Here is a 22,455-nt window from a genome sequence, read left to right on the forward strand (position 1 = left end):
CTGTTTGCGCGACACGCGGGAACCAGGATGCATCGCGCAAGCACTTGGCCCTTTTCCACAGCCTCGCGTTCAGGCTAAATTGGCTCCCGCGACCCACCTGCCGCCGCCTCGAGCGTACCGCGCATGAGCGACACCGCCCCGGAGCTGCACTTCCGCCTCGCCGAAGCCGGCGACGAGGCGTTTATCCTGAGTCTGGCCGAGCGCCTGCTGTCTTTTGATCTGCCGACTTGGCGCAAACACAAGGAAGCCCTGGCTCATCTGCGCGGCGACCTGCGCCGGCACCTGCTGGACGAGCCCCCGGGCAGCTACATGTTCATCGCCGAAGACAACGATGGCGAACCCGTGGCCCTGCTGCATCTGCAAAAAAGCAGCGACCTGCTCAGCGGCAAGCCTACCGTGCATATTTCCGACCTCGCCGTGCCCGCCGCACGCGAAGGCCAGGGCATCGGCCGCGCCCTGCTGGCCTGGGCCGAGGACTGGGCGCGCGAACATGGCGCCGCCGCGCTGACCCTCAACGTATTCCCAGGCAATACCCGGGCACAGGCTCTGTACACGCGCAACGACTTCCAGACCGACCTGCTCAAACTGGTACGTCCGTTGCGCTGAGGGTGTGACCTGCGTCTTTGACTGGCGCGCCCCTCTGGATCTCACCGTCCTTTCCTGGACGCCACGGCGGATCTGCGTCGGCGCAGACGCGGAGGTCGTGTGCGTCACCGCACCGACTGCCCGTTGCCTGACGTTTACAGTCGTATTCAAGGTCGTTCCGTCTTGCTTGTCCGGCGAGTCGACCGATACAGACTGCGCAACCACCCATCCGCTGCGCGCCTGTCTTGCGCATGTTGACTCGATCTTCCTTGAGCCTGCATGGCTGCTTGGATTTGTCTCGCCCAACTCCGGCACATGACGACCATGTGATCACAGTCGAGGAGCATCACCATGCTGTATTACGCAGTGGTATTTCTGATCATCGCGCTGGCTGCGGGGATTCTTGGCTTCACCGGTGTCGCCGGCGCCGCGGTCGGCATTGCCAAGATCCTGTTCATCGTGTTTCTGGTGTTGTTCCTGGTTTCGTTCGTTTACAGCCGCCGCGGCCGGCATTGAAGCCGATGTGTTGCCGCCTCGCCCATTCCCATTCTTCAGATTTCCTCATGCAGCGCCTGCGCGCAAGGCATCGCTGCACCCTGTCCACCACGTTCAAGGTAAAGACGCATGAATAACGACATCATCAAAGGCAAGTGGTCGCAGTTGCACGGCCAACTCAAGACGCAGTGGAGCAAGCTCACCGACGACGATCTGGGACAGATGGACGGCCATCGCGAATATCTGGTCGGCAAAGTGCAGGAGCGCTATGGCATCGCCAAGGATGCGGCCGCCGCGCAGGTCGCGGAATTCGAGCGCACGCTGCGCCGAACCCATTGAGGCAAGCCCCAACCGGCCCGCGCATTGGCGGCATCCCGCTTCCCGTGAACAAAGGACAACAACATCATGAACCTGCATCTGAGTATCGGGCCACTGGTCTCGCTGATCGCCGGCGTGCTGATCTTGATCATGCCGCGGCTGCTGAATTACATCGTCGCGATTTATCTGATCATCATCGGACTGATCGGACTCTTCGGCACCGGCGCCCTGCACCTCTGATTTGCACCCGCGGCGGAGATCCCGCCGTGCACTCGCCACTCGATTCGCGCCTGGCGGCACTGTAATCACGGCGTCGCCCGTTGCACATGGAGAAACCACATGCTCGGCATCATCTTGCTGATCGTTCTGATCGTACTTTTGCTCGGTGCGATTCCGAGTTGGCCGCACAGCAGAAGCTGGGGCTATGGGCCCAGCAGCGGCTTGGGCATCGTTCTGATCATCGTCATCGTCCTGCTGCTCATGGGCCGGATCTGAGTCGCCGCTGCCTGAGCCGCCGCTGCGCTGTCCGTGGCCACAGGGATTCAGCGCGGCGGTTTCCAAGGGTGCCCACGCTCAGGTCGCAGGCCGCTTCGGCAGGAGTCGGTCGTACTCATGCTTGACCACCGCGTAGCACTCGCATACGCGCCGCTCCAGGCCGGCCCGATCCAGCACTGTGATGTGACCGCGCTGGTACTTGATCAGCCCGGCCTCCTGCAATTTTCCCGCGGCTTCGGTGACACCCTCGCGACGCACGCCGAGCATGTTGGCGATCAATTCCTGGGTCATCACCAGATCGCTGGATTGCAGGCGATCCAGACTCAGCAGCAGCCAACGACACAATTGCTGATCCAGTGAATGATGGCGATTGCACACCGCGGTCTGTCCCATCTGCGTGATCAGCGCCTGCGTGTAACGCAACAGCAGATGCAGCACCGAGCCGCCGCGGGTAAATTCCATCATCAGCAAGCGGGCATTGATCCGGAACCCCACGCCGGCGCTTTGCACAACAGCGCGGCTGGTGGTCGACTCGCCGCCCATGAACAACGAGATGCCGACGATGCCTTCGTTGCCCACCACTGCGATCTCCGCCGATGAACCGTTTTCCATGACATACAGCAGTGAAACGATCGACGTCGTCGGGAAATATACATGGGTGACATTGCTGCCAGGCTCGTAGAGCACCTGACCCAGCTCCATCTCGACCCGCTCCATATTAGTCAGCCAGCGCGCCAATTCCTGCTCAGGCAAAACCGCGAGCAGCTGATTCTGCATCAGCTCGGATATCGTTGGCATCGGCGCCTCCCTGGTTTGAATCGGCGAATATTTTAGCGAAATCGCCCGTGCGTGCACCAGCCATCTCGCTAAGCGCTGCGTGCTCCGCCAGCGCCGGCCAAGCGCGCGCTTGCCATCCTTTCCGATACAACGCGCCGGGTGTCCCGACAACACGCCGGCCGGCCTTGACTGCATGGCAAGCGTCATCGGCGCGCGTCCGTTGACCGGCCCCAGGGACCGCATCGCACCCGGCGTACCGGGTGCGTCACCGCACAGACGCGTCTGCAAGGCAAGCGCACTCTGCACCGTGATGGCGAAAGGCACTGGCCGAGTCAGCAAAGGAATCAGGACACGAGCTGGTTCAAGCCTGTCGAGCCGGGGCAACAGCCCCAAGCGGCTGTGCATGGATGCGCAGCCGGACTTCCCGCACAGCAGGAGCGACGCGGGAAGTGCGCCGGATTTGGCGCGTCGGAGCGAGCCCGGGATGGGCTGGCTCCGACATCTCCAATCCAATGCTCCGCCCCCAATTCAATCCATGGAGCGGTGATCGCACGCAAGCGCCAATGCTGTGCCGTGGTCAGTGCGCTATGTCCACCCTCGCAAGGAGGGCACACCGAAGGAGTCGACACAATGAGCAATCCAAACCGCGACGCACCCAGCAAGTCCAAACCGGGCCACGACCAGAAGCACGAAGTCGCGCCCACGCTGCCCGGCAATCGCGACAAGCATGAGTCCGGGCAACACGAAAGGTCCGGCGCCGGCAAGCAACACGATGGCCACAAGGCCTTCGAGAAAACGGCGCCACCCGCGGGCCGCTAATTCGGCCCGGGAACCTGTCGGCCAAGCCCGCCAAGCCCCGCATGCCTGCGCAAGATCCGAACTCGTTCGGGTCTTGCGCAACACCGAAGCGAAAAACCCCCTTCCATGGAGATCAGATCATGACCAAACGTTATCTACCCTTGCTCGGCGTGCTGACGGTATTCGCCGCCAGCACGATGATTCCGCAATACGCGTCGGCCGCCGAAGCCAACCTCGATTGCAAAATGCACTTCCAGACCAGCAGTTGGTCGGTCATCTACAAGCACGTGGAGGGCACCGGCTTGGTGACATGCGCCAATGGTGCATCGATGCACGTGAAGATCACCGCACAGGGCGTCGGCCTCACCGCCGGCAAATCACGTATCGACAATGGCGTGGGCACCTTCACCGATGTGCACACCATCGACGACGTGCTGGGCGCGTACGCACAGGGCGAAGCCAATGCCGGCCTGGTGAAATCAGGCTCCGCACAAGTCCTGACCAAGGGCACGGTCTCGCTGGCGCTGGCGGGTTCGGGCCAAGGTATCGACCTTGGCGTCAGCGTGGGCAAGTTCACCATCAGCAGAGCCAGATAGAGCCGCCTGGCAGCCCAGCGACGCGCGCCATCGGTTTGCGCGATGCAGCGGACGCGACACCGAATCCCGGTCTCGCGTTCCGCATGCAACCAGCACCGGTGCGACATTGCGCGGCAAGGGTTCGCTGCGATACGGCGCCCGCTTCACACGATGTGGCAGCAGGAAATCTCCTACTCAGAGGGTATCGCTCATGAACAACACAACCAGGGCACTCGTGGTCGGCTTGGCGTTCGCTCTTTCGGCCTGTGGCAAGTCGACGCAAAGTGATGTGAATCAGGCCGCGCGCAATCGCGCGACGGATGTGGCCAAGGCGAGCCAGGCCGCGCAGCCTGCCGTCGATGCCGCCAACCGCAATCTGGTCACGGCGCAACAGGATGCCAATATCAAAGTCGCGAACGCGACTGCCGCTGCCGACCAATCGGTCAACAAGGCGGCCGTGAGCCAGGCCAAGGCGCAAGCCAAGGCCGATTACAACGTCGCCATGGCACGCATCGAGGGCAACCTCAAGGTCGCGCAGGAAAGGTGCGCGATGCAGCCTGCCGATATGCAGACCGCATGCGAGCAGGACGCCCAGGCGATCCACGATCAGGCCGTGAATGCAGCGGTCGCGCAACTTGACCGGGTCATGCAGCAGCCAGGCTGATGGGCTGCGGCGACCGCGTGCCGCAGGAGGCCCGGTTGTCGCTGGCGGTGAATATTCCCGGGCCCGGCGTCGCACGCGTCATCCGAACGGTTGGCTGCGTGTTCCCGGTGGGTCACGACCCAGCTCGCGCGATGCGCGCGGCGCACGCCGGCAGCGTGGCGCCAGAGGCCACGTCGAAGCGCCTGACCGGGTATTGAGCGTACGCTAGCGGAATACAACGCAGGCCTTCGCCCGATGCCGCCCGGCATCGGCCAAGGCTCACCCGATCATCGAGGAATCCGGGATTTTGGAAATCAGCAAACGGCCCGCCCGCTTCGGCATGCAACGTCTCAGGGCGATCGTTCGACACAGATCCATGCTGCGTCGCAATCTCCAGCACGAACCCGCGCTGCGCGCCGAACTGCTCAGCGCCGACCAGATGGAACTGTACGGCGTGGTGCTGGCCAACCGGCATCGCGCGTCCGCGCGGACGCTGACCAATTCCCTGCTTGCGCGGCTGGCGGACAACGAAATCACGCTGGCGCACGCCAGCGTCATGCTCACGCGCGCGGTAAGCAAAGGGTTGCGCATCACGCCGGCGGCGGAGTGGCTGCTCGACAACGGCTACCTGATCGAGGAACAGATCCGCACCGCGCAACGCGACCTGCCCAAGGGCTACAGCCGCGAGCTGCCGCGCCTGCTCAACGGGCCATCGGCCAAGTTGCCGCGGGTCTATGACATCGCGCTGGAAACCATCGCCCACGGCGACGGCCGCGTGGACCGCGAGAGCCTGAGCCGTTTCGTGGCGTCGTACCAGACGGTGACGCCGCTCAAGCTGGGTGAGTTGTGGGCAATTCCGATCATGCTGCGACTGGGCCTGATCGAAAACCTGCGCCGCGTGGCCGTGCGCGTCATGGCGGACTGGAACGACCGTAATCTTGCCGGCCAGTGGGCCGACCGCATGACCGCGATCGCCGAGAGCGATCCCAAGAGCGTGGTGCTCGCGGTGGCCGACATGGCGCGCTCGGACCCGCCCATGGCCAGTTCCTTTGTTGCCGAGCTCACGCGCCGACTGCAAGGCCAGGGGCCGGCACTGGCGCTGGCGCTGACCTGGATCGAGCAGGCGCTGTCCGAATCCGGGCTCGGCATCGAGCGCCTGGTGCAACTTGAAGCACAGCAGCAGGCCGCCGACCAGGTATCCATCGGCAACAGCATCGGCAGTTTGCGCATGCTCTCGAGCATGGACTGGCGCACGTTCGTCGAGTCCATGAGCCACGTCGAGCAGGTGCTGCGCCAGGATCCGGCAGGGGTTTATGCCGCAATGGATTTCACCACCCGCGACCACTACCGCCATGTGGTCGAAAGCCTGGCGAAGCACAGCACACGCAGCGAACGCGAAGTGGCGCGAGCCGCCATCGAGTTGGCCGGCGGTCGTGCGCAGACTGCGGCGCAAGGGCACGTCGGTTACTACCTCGTCGACCGCGGGCTGGCGGCGCTGGAACAGCGCGTCGGCACGCGTGGACCGGCGCTCAAAATCCTGCGCGACCTAGCACGGCGCGCGCCCCTGACCCTGTACCTGGGTTCGATCGTGCTGCTGCTGGCCTTATTGGCACAACCGCTGTTGCGCGCCGTGCTGCGCCATGGCATCGAAGGATGGGCATGGGCCGCCATCGCGGTGCCGGTAGTGCTGATCAGCAGCCAGTTGGCCATCAGTCTGGTGAACTGGCTGATGTCCATCGTGGTGTTGCCGCGCATGCTGCCACGCATGGATTTTTCCAGGGGCCTGCCACCCGCGGTGCGCACGCTGGTGGTGATCCCGGCCATGCTCACCTGCGTGCAGGACGTGGATGAATTGAGTGATGCGCTGGAAGTGCGCTTTCTGGCTAACCGTGACCCGTATCTGCATTTCGCCTTGCTCAGCGATTTTGCCGATGCCCAGAGCGAGGTGCTGGCGCTGGATGCGGAGCTGCTGCGGCAGGCCAGGCAACGCATCGACGCACTCAACTCCCGCTACCCCGATGCCCAGGGCGACCGGTTTTTCCTGCTGCACCGGCCGCGGCGTTGGAACGCGCGCGACCAGGTGTGGATGGGATACGAACGCAAGCGCGGCAAGCTGGCCGAGCTCAACGGCCTGCTGCGTGATGCCGGCCATGCAAGTTTCTTGCTGATCGTCGGCCGCACCGAGGTGCTGACCGAGGTCAAATACGTCATCACCCTGGACACCGACACGCAGTTGCCGCGCGACGCCGCGCGCCAGTTCGTCGGCGCCATGGCGCACCCGCTCAATCGCCCGGTGATCGACGCTGCCACGCGACGCGTCATCGCGGGTCACGCCATTCTGCAGCCGCGTGTGGGCATCAGCCTGCCTAGTTCGGCGCGCTCGGCTTATGCGCGATTGTTCGGCAGTGATGCCGGCATCGATCCCTACACGCGCGCGGTGTCGGACCTTTATCAGGATCTGTTCGGCGAAGGCTCATTCATCGGCAAGGGCATCTACGACGTCGATGCCTTCGAGCAGGTACTCGCGGGCCGCTTCGCCGAGAACAGCATCCTCAGCCACGATCTGGTGGAGGGTTGCTTCGCACGCTCGGGCCTGATCAGCGACGTGCAGTTGTACGAAGACTATCCATCGCGCTACACCAACGACGTGAACCGCCGCCATCGCTGGATTCGCGGCGACTGGCAGTTGCTGCCGTGGCTGCTGCCCTGGGTACGCACGCCGGATGGCCAGCGCGTGCGCAACCCCCTGTCGGCGCTGTCACGCTGGAAGATTCTGGACAATCTGCGCCGCAGTCTGGTGCCCGCCGCGCTGCTGGTCCTGTTGCTGCTCGGCTGGTTTGCCATGAAGCACGTGGCGATGTGGACAGTGGCCGTGCTCGCCGTGATCTTCGTGCCGCCGCTGCTGGCCGTGCAGCTCGACTTGTTTCAAAAACCGCACGATGTACTGCTCGGCCAGCACCTGCGCGCGGCCCTGCGCAGCAGTGGCGAGCAGGCCAGCCGCTTGCTGCTGACCCTGACGTGGTTGCCACACGAGGCGCTCTACAGCCTCGACGCCACGCTGCGCACGCTGTGGCGCATGGCCGTGACACGGCGCCGCTTGCTGCAGTGGAACCCGTCCCAGGCAGTCGAGCGCGGCGCTGGCGACACGCTGGCCGATTCGTTCAGATCGTTGGCAGTCGGCCCGGCGCTGGCGCTGCTGACGGCCCTTGCGTTGTTGCTGTTGCGGCCGGGCGCGCTGCTGGTGGCCGCGCCCTTGCTGCTGCTGTGGCTGGCCGCGCCGGCCATTGCCTGGCGCATCAGCCAACCGGTGACGCTGCAGGAGTTCGTGCCGACGCCCGTAGCGCTGCACTTTCTGCGCCGCCTGGCGCGCAAGACCTGGGCGTTTTTCGAGGCCCATGTCGGTGCGCAGGACCATGGCCTGCCGCCCGACAATTTTCAGGAACAACCCACGCCGGTGATCGCGCACCGCACCTCGCCCACCAACATGGGACTGGCGCTGCTGGCGAATCTGGCGGCCTACGACCTCGGCTACCTCGGCATCGGTCGGCTGTTGCAGCGCACGGCGCAAACCCTGCAGACCATGCAGGGGCTGCCGCGCTATCGCGGGCATTTCTACAACTGGTACGACACCCTCACCCTGCAGCCGCTGGCGCCGCGCTATATCTCGGCGGTGGACAGCGGCAATCTGGCCGGACACCTGCTGACCTTGCGCCCAGGCCTGCTGGCGCTGGCGGATGATCCGCTGTTCGATGCGCGCCTGCTGCAAGGCCTGGCCGACACCATGGAGTTGCTGCACGAAGCCTTGCAGGCCCGCGATGACAGCACCGCCGCCCTGGCGATCTTGCGCCAGGCACTCGCTGCGGCGCAGGCCAACCCGCCGCTCACGCTGGCGGCTGCCGCGGCTTGCCTGCAAGGCTTGCTGGCCGACGCGGATGCGCTCGCGCTCGACACCGAACCGGCCACGCCCGATGCGTCGGAAGCCGCCGACGCCACCACCCTCGGCGATGTCGCCTTCTGGCTGCAGGCGCTGCGCGCGCAATGCCGCGATGCCAGCGCCACGCTGCAGCCGTTCGCGGCATGGACGCCATCCGTTGAACACGGCGAACAGCAGGCCATGCCTACCCTGCGCCAGTTGACGCACGACGGCAGCGCGGCCCGACACGGCGACACGCAGCACGCCATGCAACAACACGCTGCAGACCTGCTGCAGACCATCGAGCGACTGGCGCAACAGGCCGGCGCACTGGCACTGATGGACTACGGCTTTCTCTACGACAGCCAGCGCGACCTGCTGTCGATTGGCTACAACGTCGATGAGCGTCGGCTCGACGCAGGGTTCTACGACCTGCTGGCCTCGGAGGCCCGGCTCACCAACTTCGTCGCCATCGCGCAGGAACAGTTGCCGCAGGACAGCTGGTTCGCGCTTGGCCGTCTGCTCACCAGCAGCAGTGGCGAGCCGGTGCTGTTGTCGTGGTCCGGCTCGATGTTCGAGTATCTGATGCCCCTGCTGGTGATGCCGAACTACGCCGGCACCCTGCTCGACCAGACCTGTCGCGCGGCGGTGGCGCGGCAGATCGAATACGGCCAGCAGTTGGGCCTGCCGTGGGGCGTTTCCGAGTCCGGTTACAACACTCAAGACACGCAGTTCAACTATCAGTACCGCGCCTTCGGCGTACCCGGACTGGGCCTGAAACGCGGCCTGAGCGAGGAGCTGGTGGTGGCGCCCTATGCCTCGGCGCTGGCGTTGATGGTGGCGCCCGCCGCCGCCTGCGCCAACCTGCAACGTCTGGCTGACGCGGGCGTGGAAGGCCGCTATGGCCTGTACGAGGCGGTGGACTACACCCCGGCGCGCCTGCCGCGCGGGCAAGGCGCGGCGATCGTGCGCTCGTTCATGGCGCATCACCAAGGCATGAGTTTGCTGGCGCTCGATCATCTGCTGCAGCAGCGTCCGATGCAGCGCCGCTTCGAGTCCGACCCCAGCCTGCGCGCCACCTTGCTGCTGCTGCAGGAACGCGTGCCCAAAACCGCCGCAGAGTACCGTCATACCTCCGCTGCACTGGCGCCGCAGGTGCTGGCGCGCACAGCGGAAACCAGCCTGCGCGTATTCACCGACCCGGACCGCGCACGGCCCGCCGTGCAACTGCTGTCGAACGGGCGTTATCACGTGATGGTCAGCAGCGCGGGTGGAGGCTACAGCCGCCATCGCGACATGGCGGTGACGCGCTGGCGCGAAGACATCAGCCGCGACGACGCCGGCGCGTTTTGCTATTTGCGCGATGCCAGCAGCGGTGTGTTCTGGTCCAGTGCGCATCAGCCTGCGCGCGCGGCACTCAAATCCTACGAGGCGATCTTTTCCGACGCCCGCGCCGAGTTCCGCACGCGCACGCAGGATTTCGATACGCACACCGAAATCGTCGTCTCACCCGAGGACGATATCGAGCTGCGACGCTTGCGCGTGACCAACCGCAGCCGCACCCGACGCAGCATCGAGATCACCAGCTATGCCGAGGTGGTGCTGGCGCCGGCGCTGGCCGATGCCATGCACCCGGCCTTCAGCAAGCTGTTCGTGCAGACCGAATTGGTGCGAGCGCTGCAGGCCATCGTCTGCACCCGGCGCCCGCGCTCCAGCAGCGAACGAGTGCCGTGGATGTGTCATCTGCTGGCCGTGCACGATGCCCACATCGACGAAATTTCGTACGAGACCGACCGCGCCCGCTTCATCGGCCGAGGCCGCAGCGCGGCCGATCCGCTGGCGATGGACAGCGCGAACCAGCCTGCGCGCGCGCTATCCAACAGCGCAGGGTCGGTGCTCGACCCGATCGTCGCCATCCGCTGCCGCATCACCCTCGAACCCGAGCAATCGGCGCTGGTCGATCTGGTCACCGGTGTGGGTGATAGCCGCGACGCCTGTCTGCACCTGATCGAAAAATACCGCGACCGGCATCTGGCCGACCGCGTGTTCGATCTGGCCTGGACGCATAGCCAGGTGATGCTGCGCCAGCTCAACACCAGCCAGGTGGATGCACAGTTGTACGAAGAAATGGCCGCCGGCCTGCTGTATGCCAACGCGTCACTGCGCGCCGAGGCCGGCATCCTGCGCGCCAATCGGCGCGGTCAGTCGGGTTTGTGGGGGCAGGCCATTTCCGGCGACCTGCCCATCGTGCTGCTGCACATCGCCGACCCGGCGAATATCGAACTGGTGCGGCAACTGGTGCAGGCGCATGCCTACTGGCGGCTCAAAGGCCTGGCGGTGGATCTGGTGATCTGGAACGAGGACCACGCCGGCTACCGGCAGCAATTGCAGGACCAGATCATGGGGCTGATTTCTTCCGGTGTGGAAGCCAGCCTGGTCGACCGTCCCGGTGGCATTTTCGTGCGCCCGGCGCAGCAGATTTCCAACGAAGACCGCATCCTGGTGCAGTCCGCTGCGCGCGTGGTGCTGAGCGACAGCCGCGGCACGCTGGCCGAACAGGTCGGGCGCCGGCGCCTGCAAAAGCAGCCCGAGACCTTGCTGCCGGCACGCACGCGACCGCTGGAATCCAATCACCCGGGCGACACACCGGTCACCGCGGCCGCACCTGCCGATGCGCTGTTGCTGGACAATCCCTGCGGCGGCTTCAGCGTCGATGGCCGCGAATATGTGATCGACCTGGCGGCGGGACAGAACACCCCCGCGCCGTGGGCCAACGTGCTGGCCAATGCGCAGTTCGGCACGGTGATCTCGGAGAGCGGCGGCGCCTACACCTGGGGCGAGAACGCGCACGAATTCCGCCTCACGCCATGGCACAACGACCCGGTGACCGACGCCAGCGGCGAAGCCCTGTATGTGCGCGACGAAGAGAGTGGCCATTCCTGGTCGCCCACGCCGCTGCCCCGGCGTGGCGAAGGCGCATATCGCACCCGCCACGGCTTCGGCTACAGCGTGTTCGAGCACAGCGAAGACGGCATCCGCACCGAGTTGTGGGTGTATGTGGCGCTGGACGCGGCGGTGAAGTTCTCGGTGCTGAAGGTGCGCAATGTCTCCGGACGCGCGCGCCGCCTGTCGGCGACCGGCTATGTCGAATGGGTGCTCGGAGATCTGCGCGAGAAAACCGCCATGCATGTGGTCACCGAGTCCGACCCGGTGACCGGTGCCTTGTTCGCGCGCAATGCCTACAACACCGAATTCGCCGGTCGTGTGGCGTTTTTCGATGTCGACAACCCGGCGCGCAGCGTGACCGGCGACCGCAGTGAATTCATCGGCCGCAATGGCGCCCTGCGCGACCCGGCGGCGCTGCGCAACGCGCGGTTATCCGGGCAAGTCGGCGCGGCGCTGGACCCATGCGCGGCCATCCAGATTCCCTTCGATCTGGGCGCGGGCGACACGCGTGAAATCATCTTCCGCTTGGGCGTGGCCGAGAGCCCCAAGGCCGCCAGCGCGCTGGTGCAGCGCTGTCGCGGACTGGGCACGGCGGCCACCACGCTCGACGCCGTACGCGAGCACTGGCGCAGCACGCTGGGCGCGGTGCAGGTGCGCACGCCCGACCCGGCGCTCGACGTGCTGGTCAACGGCTGGCTGCTGTACCAGGTGATCGCCTGCCGCTTTCTCGCGCGCAGCGGCTACTACCAGTCGGGCGGCGCCATCGGCTTCCGCGACCAGTTGCAAGACGCCATGGCGATGATCCACGCCCAGCCCGATGCGGTGCGCCAGCATCTGCTGCTGTGCGCGGCGCACCAGTTCAGCCAAGGCGACGTGCAGCACTGGTGGCATCCGCCGCTGGACCGCGGCGTGCGCACGCGCTGCTCCGACGATTACCTGTGGCTGCCGCTATGCGTCAGCCGCTACGTGCAGATCACCGGCGACCACGGCGTGCTCGACGAGATCGCGCCTTATCTGGAAGGCCGTGCCGTCAACCTCGACGAAGAAGCCTATTACGACCGCCCCACGCGTTCGGAGCGACGTGAGTCGCTGTACCAGCATTGCGTGCGCGCCATCGAGCACAGCATGCCGCGCGGCGCGCATGGTCTGCCGCTGATGGGCACGGGCGACTGGAACGACGGCATGAACCGCGTCGGCGAGCAGGGCCGTGGCGAAAGCGTCTGGCTCGGTTTTTTCCTGCACGACGTATTGCTGCGCTTCGTGCCACTGGCGCAGGCGCGGGGCGACGCCGCGTTCGCCGCGCGCTGCACGGCCACGGCTGCCGCGCTGCGCAGCAACCTCGACCAGCATGGCTGGGATGGCGCCTGGTACCGCCGCGCCTACTTCGATGACGGCACGCCGCTGGGCACGGCGGGCGGCGCGGAATGCCAGATCGACGCCATCGCGCAGAGCTGGGCCGTGCTGTCCGGCGCCGCCGACGCAGACCGCCAGCGGCAGGCGATGGACGCGCTCGACCAGCGTCTGGTGCGCCGCGATGCCGGGCTGGTGCAATTGCTCGACCCGCCGTTCGAAAACACCCCGCTCGACCCCGGCTACATCAAGGGCTATGTGCCCGGCGTGCGCGAGAACGGCGGCCAGTACACGCATGCCGCGGTCTGGGCGGCCATGGCCTTCGCGGAACTCGGCGACGCCGCGCGCGCCTGGGAACTGCTGGGCATGCTCAACCCGGTCCAGCACGCTCGCAGCGCTGCCGACATCGAGCGCTACAAGGTCGAGCCCTATGTCATGACCGCTGACGTGTACGCCGCTCCAGCTCATGTCGGGCGCGGCGGCTGGAGCTGGTACACCGGCTCGGCCGGCTGGATGTACCGCCTGATCGTGGAATCACTGCTGGGTCTGCGCCGCGAGGGTGCGCGCCTGCGCATCGTCCCGGTCATGCCCGCCGACTGGCATTTCTTCGAGCTGGATTACCGTTATCGCGGCACCCGCTACCACATCACCGTATTGCAGGCGGGCGCTGGCGACAGCGACGAGTTGCGCCTGGATGGCGTGATTCAGGAATCATCGAGCATTGTGCTGCATGACGATGGCCTGGAACATCGGGTCGAGATCCGTCAACGACGCGCAATTTAGGATCCGGTCCATGACGTCTATCCAGCCGGGATATCCGCGCGCGGTCAGGGTGCCGTCCTTGCTGATCAGCCTCACGTTCGGCATCGAGATGAAACACGCACTTTTCGGCAACGCAGGAGCGCAACATCATGACCATGATCCACGCACAAGCGGATGAAGATTCGCCCTGCAAGCGGCGTTCCGGCGATGCCATGGTGGGCGACGGCGCGCTGTTCACCCGTGAGGACGCGGTCGACGCCGCCTGGACGGTGGTCGGTCCCGTACTCGCGACCCATCCCCGCGCTGTTCTCTACCGGCGCGGCGGCTGGCACAACCCGATGCCGGAGCGGGCCCGGGCATGAACGCAACCGACCCCGTCGTGGTTCTGCTCGATGTCGACAACACCCTGCTCGACAACGATCGCTTCGCCGCCGAACTCACGGCGCGGCTCGAGCATGACTTCGGCAAGGCCGGGCGCGAACGCTACTGGTCGATCTATGCCGGCCTGCGCGAGCAGCATGGCTATGCCGATTATCTGGGCGCCTTGCAGGATTTCCGCGCCACCAGCGCTGACGAGCCGGCGCTGCTGCAGATCTCGGCTTTCCTGCTGGACTACCCCTTCCGCGAGCGCCTGTATCCGCGCGCATTGGCGGCGATCGAACATCTGCGCACGCTGGGCACGGCGGTGATTCTTTCGGATGGCGACATCGTGTTCCAGCCGCGCAAGATTCAGCGCTCCGGGCTGTGGGACGCGGTCGCTGGCCGGGTGCTGGTGTATGTGCACAAGGAACGCATGCTCGAGGCGATCCAGCAGCGTTTCCCCGCTGCGCACTACGTAATGGTCGACGATAAACCGCAGTTGCTGGCTGCGGCGAAACGCGTCCTGGGCGATCGCCTGACCACCCTTTTCGTGCGCCAAGGCCACTACGCCGATGCTTTGCAGCGTGCCGTGATCGACCCTGCGCCCGATGTGATCATCGAACGCATCGGTGATCTGTGTGAACTCGCGTTGCGCGACTTGCATGGCCTCCGGAAGAGAGCGGTGGCGGCTGCGGCGCTAGCGGCGACGACGCGGGGATCGTCAGCGGAGCCCACATGAATCCGAACCGGACACCGCACGAAATCGGCCAGCGTTCCTGGCTGCGCAATGGCACCTGCATGGTGCGCGGCAGCGGCTGCCTGCGTCGCCATTGCTGCACTCATGCGCTGATCCGGCGCGATCGCCCACTGCAGGAGACTCGCGCATGAGCACGATGATCAGTCCGCTGGCGGGCAAGCCCGCGCCGCAGTCGCTGCTGGTCGATGTGCCGAAGCTGCTCGCCGCCTATGCCGATCTGCGTCCCGATCCCGCGCTGCCGGCGCAGCGCGTCGCCTTCGGCACGTCCGGACACCGCGGTAACTCGTTCGCGCGCAGCTTCAATGAGTGGCATGTGCTGGCGATCAGCCAGGCGATCTGCGACTACCGCAAGAACCAGGGTATCGATGGCCCGCTGTACATCGGATTGGATACGCATGCGCTGTCGCAGCCGGCGTTCGAGAGCGCGCTCGAGGTGCTGGCCGCCAACGGCGTGGCGACGCTGATCGCCAGGGGCGGCGAATTCACCCCGACGCCGGTGATCTCGCATGCGATCCTGGCCTATAACCGCGGCCGCAGCGCGGGGCTGGCCGATGGCATCGTCATCACGCCCTCGCACAATCCACCTGACAACGGCGGTTTCAAGTACAACCCGCCCAACGGCGGCCCGGCTGATACCGTCATCACCGGCGTCATCCAGGACCGCGCCAATGCGTTGCTCAGGGACGGACTCAAGACGGTGCGCCGCATGCCATTCGCGCAGGCGCGGCGCGCCGACACGACGCGCGAGCACGATTTTCTCGGTGCCTACGTGAGCGATCTCGGGCACATGATCGACTTCGACGCGATCCGCGGCGCCGGCATCCACATGGGCGTCGATCCGCTGGGTGGCGCCGGCGTGCACTACTGGGCACCGATCGCGCAGCGTTACCAACTCGACCTCACCGTGGTCAGCACGGAGGTCGATCCGACCTTCCGTTTCATGACGCTGGACTGGGATGGCAAGATCCGCATGGATCCGTCGTCGTCGTATGCGATGCAGCGGCTGATCGGCCTGAAGGATCACTACGACGTGGCCTTCGCCTGCGACACCGACCACGATCGTCACGGCATCGTGACCCGTGCCGGCTTGCTGGCACCGAACCATTACTTCGCGGTGCTGATCGACTATCTGTTCCGGCAGCGGCCGCAGTGGAGCAGCACCGCCGCGATCGGCAAGACCGTGGTCAGCACGGCGCTGATCGACCGCGTGGCGCAGCGGCTGGGGCGCAACCTCTACGAGGTGCCGGTCGGCTTCAAATGGTTCGTCGACGGCCTGTTCGACGGCAGCCTCGGTTTCGGTGGCGAGGAAAGCGCCGGCGCCTCGTTCCTGCGCCGGGACGGAACGGTGTGGACCACCGACAAGGACGGCATCGTCCCGGCACTGCTGTCGGCGGAGATCACCGCGCGCAGCGGCCGCGATCCCGCCGAGCTGTATCGCACCCTCGTCGGCGAGCTGGGCGAACCGCTGGCCGACCGCGTCGAGGCACCGGCGAGCGCGCAGCAGAAGTCACGGCTGGCGAAGCTGTCGCCAAAGCAAGTGCAGAGCACCCGGTTGGCCGGCGAGAAGGTCATCGACGTGCTCGATCATGCACCGGGCAACAACGCCGCGATCGGCGGCATCAAGGTATCCACCGCCAGCGGCTGGTTCGCCGCGCGCCCATCCGGCACCGAAGACATCTACAAGATCTACGCCGAGAGTTTCAGGGACCAGGCGCACCTGCAGGCGATCCTGCAGGAAGCGCAAACCATCGTCGACGCCGCGCTGAGCGCACGCTAGCGCACAGACGACGCGGCGTTTCTCGGCACAATGCAGGCTGCGCTTGCCATTCGCGGTTCTAACTGTGCCGTGTTGCGTGGCGCATGGAATTCGCGGCATGTCCATGTGGCCGAGCGCATTCAATGCCGGGTACGTATCGACGACCGACACCCGCAGTGACGCCAACCGTCGCTCACGCCGCGTGTCGCCCATGCCATCCATTTCAGTTGCCGGGAATCCGATCCATGCAAACACCCACACTCTCGACCGATTTGCTGCAGCGCATGGACGCCTACTGGCGTGCCGCCAATTACCTCGCGGTCGGCCAGATTTTCCTGTGCGACAACCCGCTGCTGAAGCGGCCGCTGGCGCTGGCGGACGTGAAGCACATGCTGCTCGGCCACTGGGGCACGACGCCGGGACAGAACTTCATCTACGTGCATCTGAACCGGCTCATCAAGCAGTACGACCTCGACATGATCTACGTCTCCGGCCCCGGCCACGGCGGCCCGGCGGTGGTCGGCAACACCTATCTGGAAGGCACCTACAGCGAGATCTATCCCGACATCAGCCAGGACGAAGCCGGGCTGCAAAAGCTGTTCAAGCAGTTTTCGTTTCCAGGTGGCATACCCAGCCACGCCTCGCCGGAGTGCCCCGGCTCGATCCACGAAGGCGGCGAACTGGGCTACTCGCTCAGCCACTCGTTCGGCGCGGTGTTCGACAACCCCGGCCTGATCGTCGCCTGCGTCATTGGCGATGGCGAGGCCGAAACCGGACCGCTGGCCACGGCGTGGCACTCCAACAAGTTTCTCGATGCGGCGACCGATGGCGCGGTGTTGCCGATCCTGCATCTGAACGGCTACAAGATTTCCAACCCGACCGTGCTCGCGCGCATCAGCCACGAGGAACTGGAGCAGTTGCTGCGCGGCTACGGCTGGACGCCGATCTTTGTCGAGGGTGACGAGCCGGCGCTGATGCACGAGGCGATGGCGACCGCGCTGGACACGGCGCTGGGGCAGATCAGGGCGATCCAGCGCGACGCCCGCGAGGACGGCAATTTCATGCGCGCGCGCTGGCCAATGATCGTGCTCAGGTCACCCAAGGGCTGGACCGGACCGAAGATGGTCGATGGCCTGCCGGTGGAAGGCACCTTCCGCGCGCACCAGGTACCGATCGCGATATCGGCCACGACGCCGCCCGAACACCTGCAGCAGCTCGAAGCTTGGCTGCGCAGCTATCGCCCCGAGGAACTGTTCGACGCGCACGGCCGGTTGCGCCCGGAGCTGGCCGAACTGGCGCCCGAGGGCACGCGACGCATGGGCGCCAATCCGCATGCCAACGGCGGCATGCTGCTGCGTGACCTGCGCATGCCCGATTTCCGCGACTACGCCTGCGCCGTAGCGCAGCCCGGCGTACCCGGCATCGGCGATACCCACGTGCTCGGCCCTTTCCTGCGCGACGTGGCGCTGCGCAATGGCGCGCAGCGCAATTTCCGCGTATTCGGCCCGGACGAAACCCTGTCCAACGGGCTGGAGTCTCTGTTCGAGGTCACCACGCGCCAGTGGGATGCCATCACCGTGCCGAACGATCAATGGCTGGCCTCCAGTGGACGCGTGCTTGACTCGATGCTCAGCGAACACCAGTGCGAGGGTTGGCTGGAGGGTTACCTGCTGACCGGCCGCCACGGCCTGTTCAATTGCTACGAGGCGTTCATCCACATCGTCGATTCGATGTTCAACCAGCACGCCAAGTGGCTGCAAGTCACCTCGCGCCTGCCCTGGCGACGCAAGATCGCCTCGCTCAATTACCTGCTGGCCTCGCATGTCTGGCAGCAGGACCACAACGGCTTCACGCACCAGGATCCAGGTTTCATCGATGTGGTGATGAACAAGAAAGCCGGCGTCGTGCGCGTTTACTTCCCGCCGGACGCCAACTGCCTGCTGTCGGTGATGGATCACTGCCTGCGCAGCCGCCACTACGTCAACGTGATCGTCGCGGGCAAGCACCCGGCGCCGCAGTGGCTGGACATGGACGCCGCGGTCAAGCATTGCGCCGAGGGTATCGGCATCTGGCAATGGGCCAGCAACGATCAGCAGGGGGCCGCGCCGGACGTGGTGATGGCCTGCTGCGGCGATGTGCCCACGCAGGAAACCCTGGCCGCCGTATCGATCCTGCGCGAGCACCTGCCCGCGCTGAAGATCCGCGTGGTCAACGTGGTCGACCTGATGCGCCTGCAACCGCAAAGCGAGCACCCGCATGGTTTGAGCGACATCGATTTCGACGCGCTGTTCACCGCGGACAAGCCGGTCATCTTCGCCTTCCACGCCTACCCGTGGCTGATTCACCGGCTGACCTATCGCCGCACCAACCACCACAACATCCACGTCCGTGGCTACAAGGAAGAAGGCACCATCACCACGCCATTCGACATGACGGTGCTGAACGATCTGGACCGTTTCCATCTGGTGATGGACGTGATCGAGCGCCTGCCGCAGACCGGCGACCAAGGCGTGTACCTGAAGCAGCAACTCGCGGACAAGCTGATCGAGCACAAACGCTACATCGACCAGCATGGCCAGGACATGCCCGAAATCCGCAACTGGACATGGACCCATCCGCAATGAACGCGCCGGTGGTGTCCACGGGCGTTCAATGAACTCGGCATGGCGTATCCCATGATCATCGGAAAACGCCGCCGTGAACCGGAATCCATCCGCCGGCAGCTCAAAGAATGACCGAATGAATGCGTGCCCCGGACAGTCACTCTTCAACCCGACATGTGGGAGCCAGTCGAAGACAGCCAGCGTCTGATCCGCGCATGGATCCTCGGAGTCAGCCGCGTGCGGTTATAGGCATCGGCGGCTTGACGGATTGCTTCGGCCTGCGTGGGATAGGCGTGGATCACCCGGGCGAGCGTGCGCAGGCCGATGCCCGCCACCATCGCCAGGGTGATCTCGTTGATCATGTCGCCGGCATGTCGAGCCACGATGGTGGCGCCAAGAATCTGGTCGGTGCGCTCCCTGACATGAATCTTCACGAAGCCGGCATCCTCGCCATCGGTCACGCCGCGATCGATCTCGTGCATCGGGATGGTGAAGGTCTTCACCGGAATGCCCTGCCGATTGGCTTCGCGCACGTACAGGCCGACATGGGCGATCTCCGGATCGGTGAAGGTGCACCATGGAATCACCATCTCGCTCAGCCGCCTGCGGCCGCGCAACAATGCGTTCTGCACCGCGATGCGCGCTGAAGCGGCGGCACTGTCCGTATATTTGTGCTCCAGGCAAACATCGCCTGCGGCATAGATGCGCGGGTTGCTGGTGCGCAGGAAATCGTCGATGCGGATGCCACTGCCTGCCGCATAGTCAACGCCGGCCGCCTCCAGATTCAATCCTTCGACGTTCGGCAGGCGGCCTACACCGGTCAGGATCGTGTCGACGGCGACGGTGTTGTGATAATCGTCGCTGACCAGGTCGACGCATTTCTGCCCATTCTCCATGCGCACCGCGACAGCCGTGGTATTCAGCCGCACCTCGATGCCGTCGCGCGCGAATGCGTCGGAAAGAATCTGTGCGGCATCGCGCTCTTCCTTGGCGAGAAACAGCGGCAAATCCTGGACGATGGTGGTGCGGGACCCCAATCGACAGAACGCCTGGGCCAGTTCGCAACCGATCGGACCGCCGCCGATCACCAGCAGGCGGCGCGGCAGTTCGGTCAGGTTGAAGACATTGGCGTTGGTCAGGCAGCCCGCCTCGTTGAGGCCCGGGATCGATGGCACATGCGGTCGTGCGCCGGTCGCGATAATCGCTTTGCGAAAGCGCAGCGTGTCCTCGCTGACCGTCAACGTGTCGGTGCCGCTGAAGCGCGCAGGGCCGAAGAACACATCGACGCCCATCGCCGTCAGGCGCCGTACCGAATCCTCGCCGCTGAGATGACTGCGAATACGCCGCATGCGCTCCATCGCGGCGGCGAAGTCGACCTGGACAGATCGCGGGCCGCACGCACCATAATGGCGGGCATCGCGCATTTCGGCGTACAGACGCGAGGTGCGAATCAGCGTATTGGATGGCAGGCACCCGGTATTCAGACAGGTGCCGCCCAGCAGATGACGTTCAATCAACGCCACGCGGGCGCCCAGCGCGGCGGCGGCTTCCGCCGCGGCCACCCCGGCCGGGCCGGCGCCGACAATCACCAGCTGGTAACAGTCCGCCGGGATCGGATTGCACCACGACTCAGGATGCACATGAGCCAGACGCGAGTGCTCATAGACATCCAGCGGGACCGCCGGCGGAACTGCATGCGCCGCCATCAGCCGCCGCCCCCGGAACCGTCCTGCTGCAACCATCCGCCGCGAAAACCTGCGCGCTGCAAGCCAAGACGGATCGGCGCGCAGTCGCGCATCCATTGCCAGATGCGCCCGCTGCGATGGTTCTCGATCATCAGCATCACGATGCCTTGGTCGAGCCCGAAATGGCCGGCGGAGACCCAGACCTTGCCATCGGCATCCCGCAATGACGGATTGAAACTGCTGGCGAGGCGTCCGTCATCGAGCATTTCCGGATAGCGCTGCATCAGATTGCGCACGGCCGCCAGCGCGAGCTGCGGCGCGAACGGCAATGACGCCAGCACGGAAGGGGCGGACAGGGTGCCATCGTCAGGCCCGTATGGCACGCCACGCGCGGCATAGCCGAACATCCTGCGCGCGGCATGGTCGGACAATCCCGCCGGCGCGCCGCCGGGGCCATCGCAGGCCGTCAGGCCCCAGCCGTTTGCATCGTACCCGGCGAACTCATGCGGGTTGCGCTGCGTGTATTCGCGCTGGATGAGGGTCGCGCGCAGGCTGTTTTCGAAGTAATCCGAGCGCTTCTCGCGCATGAAGCTGTCGCGGATGCCGCGAAAATCGATCCAGGCGTGCGAGAAATGATGCACGAACAGCGGCCCGGCGTAGAGATAGTCGTGGTCGTACAGATTTTCCCACTGGTAGGTTGCAGTCCAGGCCTGGTAGCAATCGCCCACGATCGGGTGCGTGGGCGATCCCATGGCCAGCACATACAGCAGGATCGCCTCGCTGTAACCCTCCCAGCCGTAGTGCAGAAATCCGCATTCGGGTTTCCAGCCCTGCCGGATCGTGTCGCCGTCAGCCTGTGCCCAGCGCCAGTCGATGCGCCGATACAGGAAATCGACCAGCTCGCGCAGTTCGATCTCGTCGGCACTATCCCCGGTGAAATGCATCGATGCGGTCAACGCTCCGGCGATCAGCAGGGCGGTATCGATCATCGACAGCTCCGATTGCCAGACGCGCGCGCCGGTATGGATGTCGAGAAAATGATAGTAGAAGCCCTTGTAGCCGGTTGCTCCGGGGCGGCCGCTCTGATCACTGTCACGAAAGAAACGCAGTGCCGCGAGCGTGCGTTGGACTGCATCGGCACGCTCCATCCAGCCGCGCTCCACCGCCACCGGGTACGACGTCAGCGCGAAGCCGACCACCGCGATGCTCACCGGCGAGTTGTCGCGCGAGGTATCGGCCACCAGCCCGTTGCGCGGATTCACGGTCTGCGGAAAGTAACCGAATGCAGCGCGCTGCAACTGGTCAAGCAGCGCCTCGTCCGTGAGCGGATGTATCTGAGTCATTGAATCGGTTCCGGGTAGGCATGACGAGTCGATGGGCCTCGCTCGTGCAAGGCAAGACGACCGCGATGCGTTGCGCGCTGAAGCGCTGCACAGCCGATCGACAGCGTATCCGTCATCGCATGCACGTTGCACGGCTTGGCGCCGCGACATCATGCACGGTGAGGTCCAGTTGCGGCGGGACATGTTGAAGCTGCAACCCAGAGTGTCAATGCCACAACAGGTACGCGTGATGCAGATCATGGAGACATCTGCAGGGCGCGCGGCAACTCATTCATGCTACTCCGTCTCCCTGAA

At 65.3% G+C, this 22,455-nt stretch carries 16 protein-coding genes; 13 read left to right on the top strand and 3 right to left on the bottom strand.

Annotated elements, in window-relative coordinates:
- Nucleotides 1-123 precede the first annotated feature (123 nt).
- The 5 genes from Mschef_RS13945 (at nucleotide 124) to Mschef_RS13965 (ending at nucleotide 1,893) form a co-directional block, all read left to right on the top strand.
- A complete protein-coding gene (locus Mschef_RS13945; RefSeq protein WP_081129524.1) occupies nucleotides 124-606 on the top strand; it encodes a GNAT family N-acetyltransferase in 483 nt (160 codons plus the stop codon).
- A 330-nt stretch (nucleotides 607-936) separates the two neighbouring features.
- Nucleotides 937-1,101: a DUF1328 domain-containing protein gene (locus Mschef_RS13950; RefSeq protein ID WP_081129529.1), complete on the top strand. Its 165-nt coding sequence runs from the start codon at nucleotides 937-939 to the stop codon at nucleotides 1,099-1,101.
- A 108-nt stretch (nucleotides 1,102-1,209) separates the two neighbouring features.
- Nucleotides 1,210-1,419: a CsbD family protein gene (locus Mschef_RS13955; RefSeq protein ID WP_081129533.1), complete on the top strand. Its 210-nt coding sequence runs from the start codon at nucleotides 1,210-1,212 to the stop codon at nucleotides 1,417-1,419.
- Between the two features lie 66 nt (nucleotides 1,420-1,485).
- Nucleotides 1,486-1,638 carry a DUF3096 domain-containing protein gene (locus Mschef_RS13960; RefSeq protein WP_081129538.1) on the top strand — a complete coding sequence of 51 codons (153 nt, stop codon included), beginning with the start codon at nucleotides 1,486-1,488 and terminating at the stop codon, nucleotides 1,636-1,638.
- A 99-nt stretch (nucleotides 1,639-1,737) separates the two neighbouring features.
- Nucleotides 1,738-1,893: a DUF3309 family protein gene (locus Mschef_RS13965; protein WP_081129542.1), complete on the top strand. Its 156-nt coding sequence runs from the start codon at nucleotides 1,738-1,740 to the stop codon at nucleotides 1,891-1,893.
- Nucleotides 1,894-1,971: 78 nt separating this feature from the next.
- On the opposite strand, the gene Mschef_RS13970 is transcribed toward Mschef_RS13965, so the two are convergent.
- The gene (locus Mschef_RS13970; RefSeq protein WP_242426525.1) at nucleotides 1,972-3,075 is read right to left on the bottom strand and encodes a Crp/Fnr family transcriptional regulator; all 1,104 of its coding nucleotides are present in this window, start codon (nucleotides 3,073-3,075) and stop codon (nucleotides 1,972-1,974) included.
- Between the two features lie 225 nt (nucleotides 3,076-3,300).
- On the opposite strand from Mschef_RS13970, the gene Mschef_RS13975 reads away from it, so the two are divergent.
- From Mschef_RS13975 to Mschef_RS14015, 8 genes are all read left to right on the top strand, one after another.
- Nucleotides 3,301-3,489 carry a hypothetical protein gene (locus Mschef_RS13975; RefSeq protein WP_081129551.1) on the top strand — a complete coding sequence of 63 codons (189 nt, stop codon included), beginning with the start codon at nucleotides 3,301-3,303 and terminating at the stop codon, nucleotides 3,487-3,489.
- Nucleotides 3,490-3,608: 119 nt separating this feature from the next.
- Nucleotides 3,609-4,064: a hypothetical protein gene (locus Mschef_RS13980; RefSeq protein WP_081129555.1), complete on the top strand. Its 456-nt coding sequence runs from the start codon at nucleotides 3,609-3,611 to the stop codon at nucleotides 4,062-4,064.
- Between the two features lie 106 nt (nucleotides 4,065-4,170).
- A complete protein-coding gene (locus Mschef_RS13985) occupies nucleotides 4,171-4,707 on the top strand; it encodes a hypothetical protein (protein WP_136256200.1) in 537 nt (178 codons plus the stop codon).
- Nucleotides 4,708-5,062: 355 nt separating this feature from the next.
- On the top strand, nucleotides 5,063-13,678 hold the full coding sequence (locus tag Mschef_RS13995; RefSeq protein ID WP_242426526.1) for a GH36-type glycosyl hydrolase domain-containing protein: 8,616 nt from the start codon (nucleotides 5,063-5,065) through the stop codon (nucleotides 13,676-13,678).
- Between the two features lie 128 nt (nucleotides 13,679-13,806).
- Nucleotides 13,807-14,019 (top strand): hypothetical protein, encoded by a 213-nt coding sequence (locus Mschef_RS14000; protein WP_081129567.1) that lies wholly within the window; start codon nucleotides 13,807-13,809, stop codon nucleotides 14,017-14,019.
- Entirely contained in the window at nucleotides 14,016-14,756 is a 741-nt protein-coding gene (locus Mschef_RS14005) for an HAD family hydrolase (RefSeq protein ID WP_242426527.1), read from the top strand. The genes Mschef_RS14000 and Mschef_RS14005 overlap by 4 nt, the downstream gene beginning before the upstream one ends.
- 145 nt (nucleotides 14,757-14,901) lie before the next feature.
- Nucleotides 14,902-16,551, top strand: coding sequence for a phosphoglucomutase (alpha-D-glucose-1,6-bisphosphate-dependent) (gene pgm, locus Mschef_RS14010; protein WP_081129571.1), 1,650 nt, complete (start codon nucleotides 14,902-14,904; stop codon nucleotides 16,549-16,551).
- Nucleotides 16,552-16,775: 224 nt separating this feature from the next.
- Complete coding sequence (locus tag Mschef_RS14015; RefSeq protein WP_081129575.1) at nucleotides 16,776-19,154, top strand: phosphoketolase family protein; 2,379 nt, start codon at nucleotides 16,776-16,778, stop codon at nucleotides 19,152-19,154.
- 143 nt (nucleotides 19,155-19,297) lie between these two features.
- On the opposite strand, the gene Mschef_RS14020 is transcribed toward Mschef_RS14015, so the two are convergent.
- Both Mschef_RS14020 and Mschef_RS14025 read right to left on the bottom strand, forming a co-directional pair.
- Nucleotides 19,298-20,935, bottom strand: coding sequence for a mercuric reductase (locus Mschef_RS14020; RefSeq protein ID WP_242426528.1), 1,638 nt, complete (start codon nucleotides 20,933-20,935; stop codon nucleotides 19,298-19,300).
- Nucleotides 20,839-22,161, bottom strand: a complete 1,323-nt coding sequence (locus Mschef_RS14025; protein ID WP_081129584.1) for a glucoamylase family protein — start codon at nucleotides 22,159-22,161, stop codon at nucleotides 20,839-20,841. The genes Mschef_RS14020 and Mschef_RS14025 overlap by 97 nt, the downstream gene beginning before the upstream one ends.
- Between the last annotated feature and the right edge of the window lie 294 nt (nucleotides 22,162-22,455).

It is taken from the genome of Metallibacterium scheffleri (assembly GCF_002077135.1).
Taxonomy (GTDB): Bacteria; Pseudomonadota; Gammaproteobacteria; order Xanthomonadales; family Rhodanobacteraceae; genus Metallibacterium; species Metallibacterium scheffleri.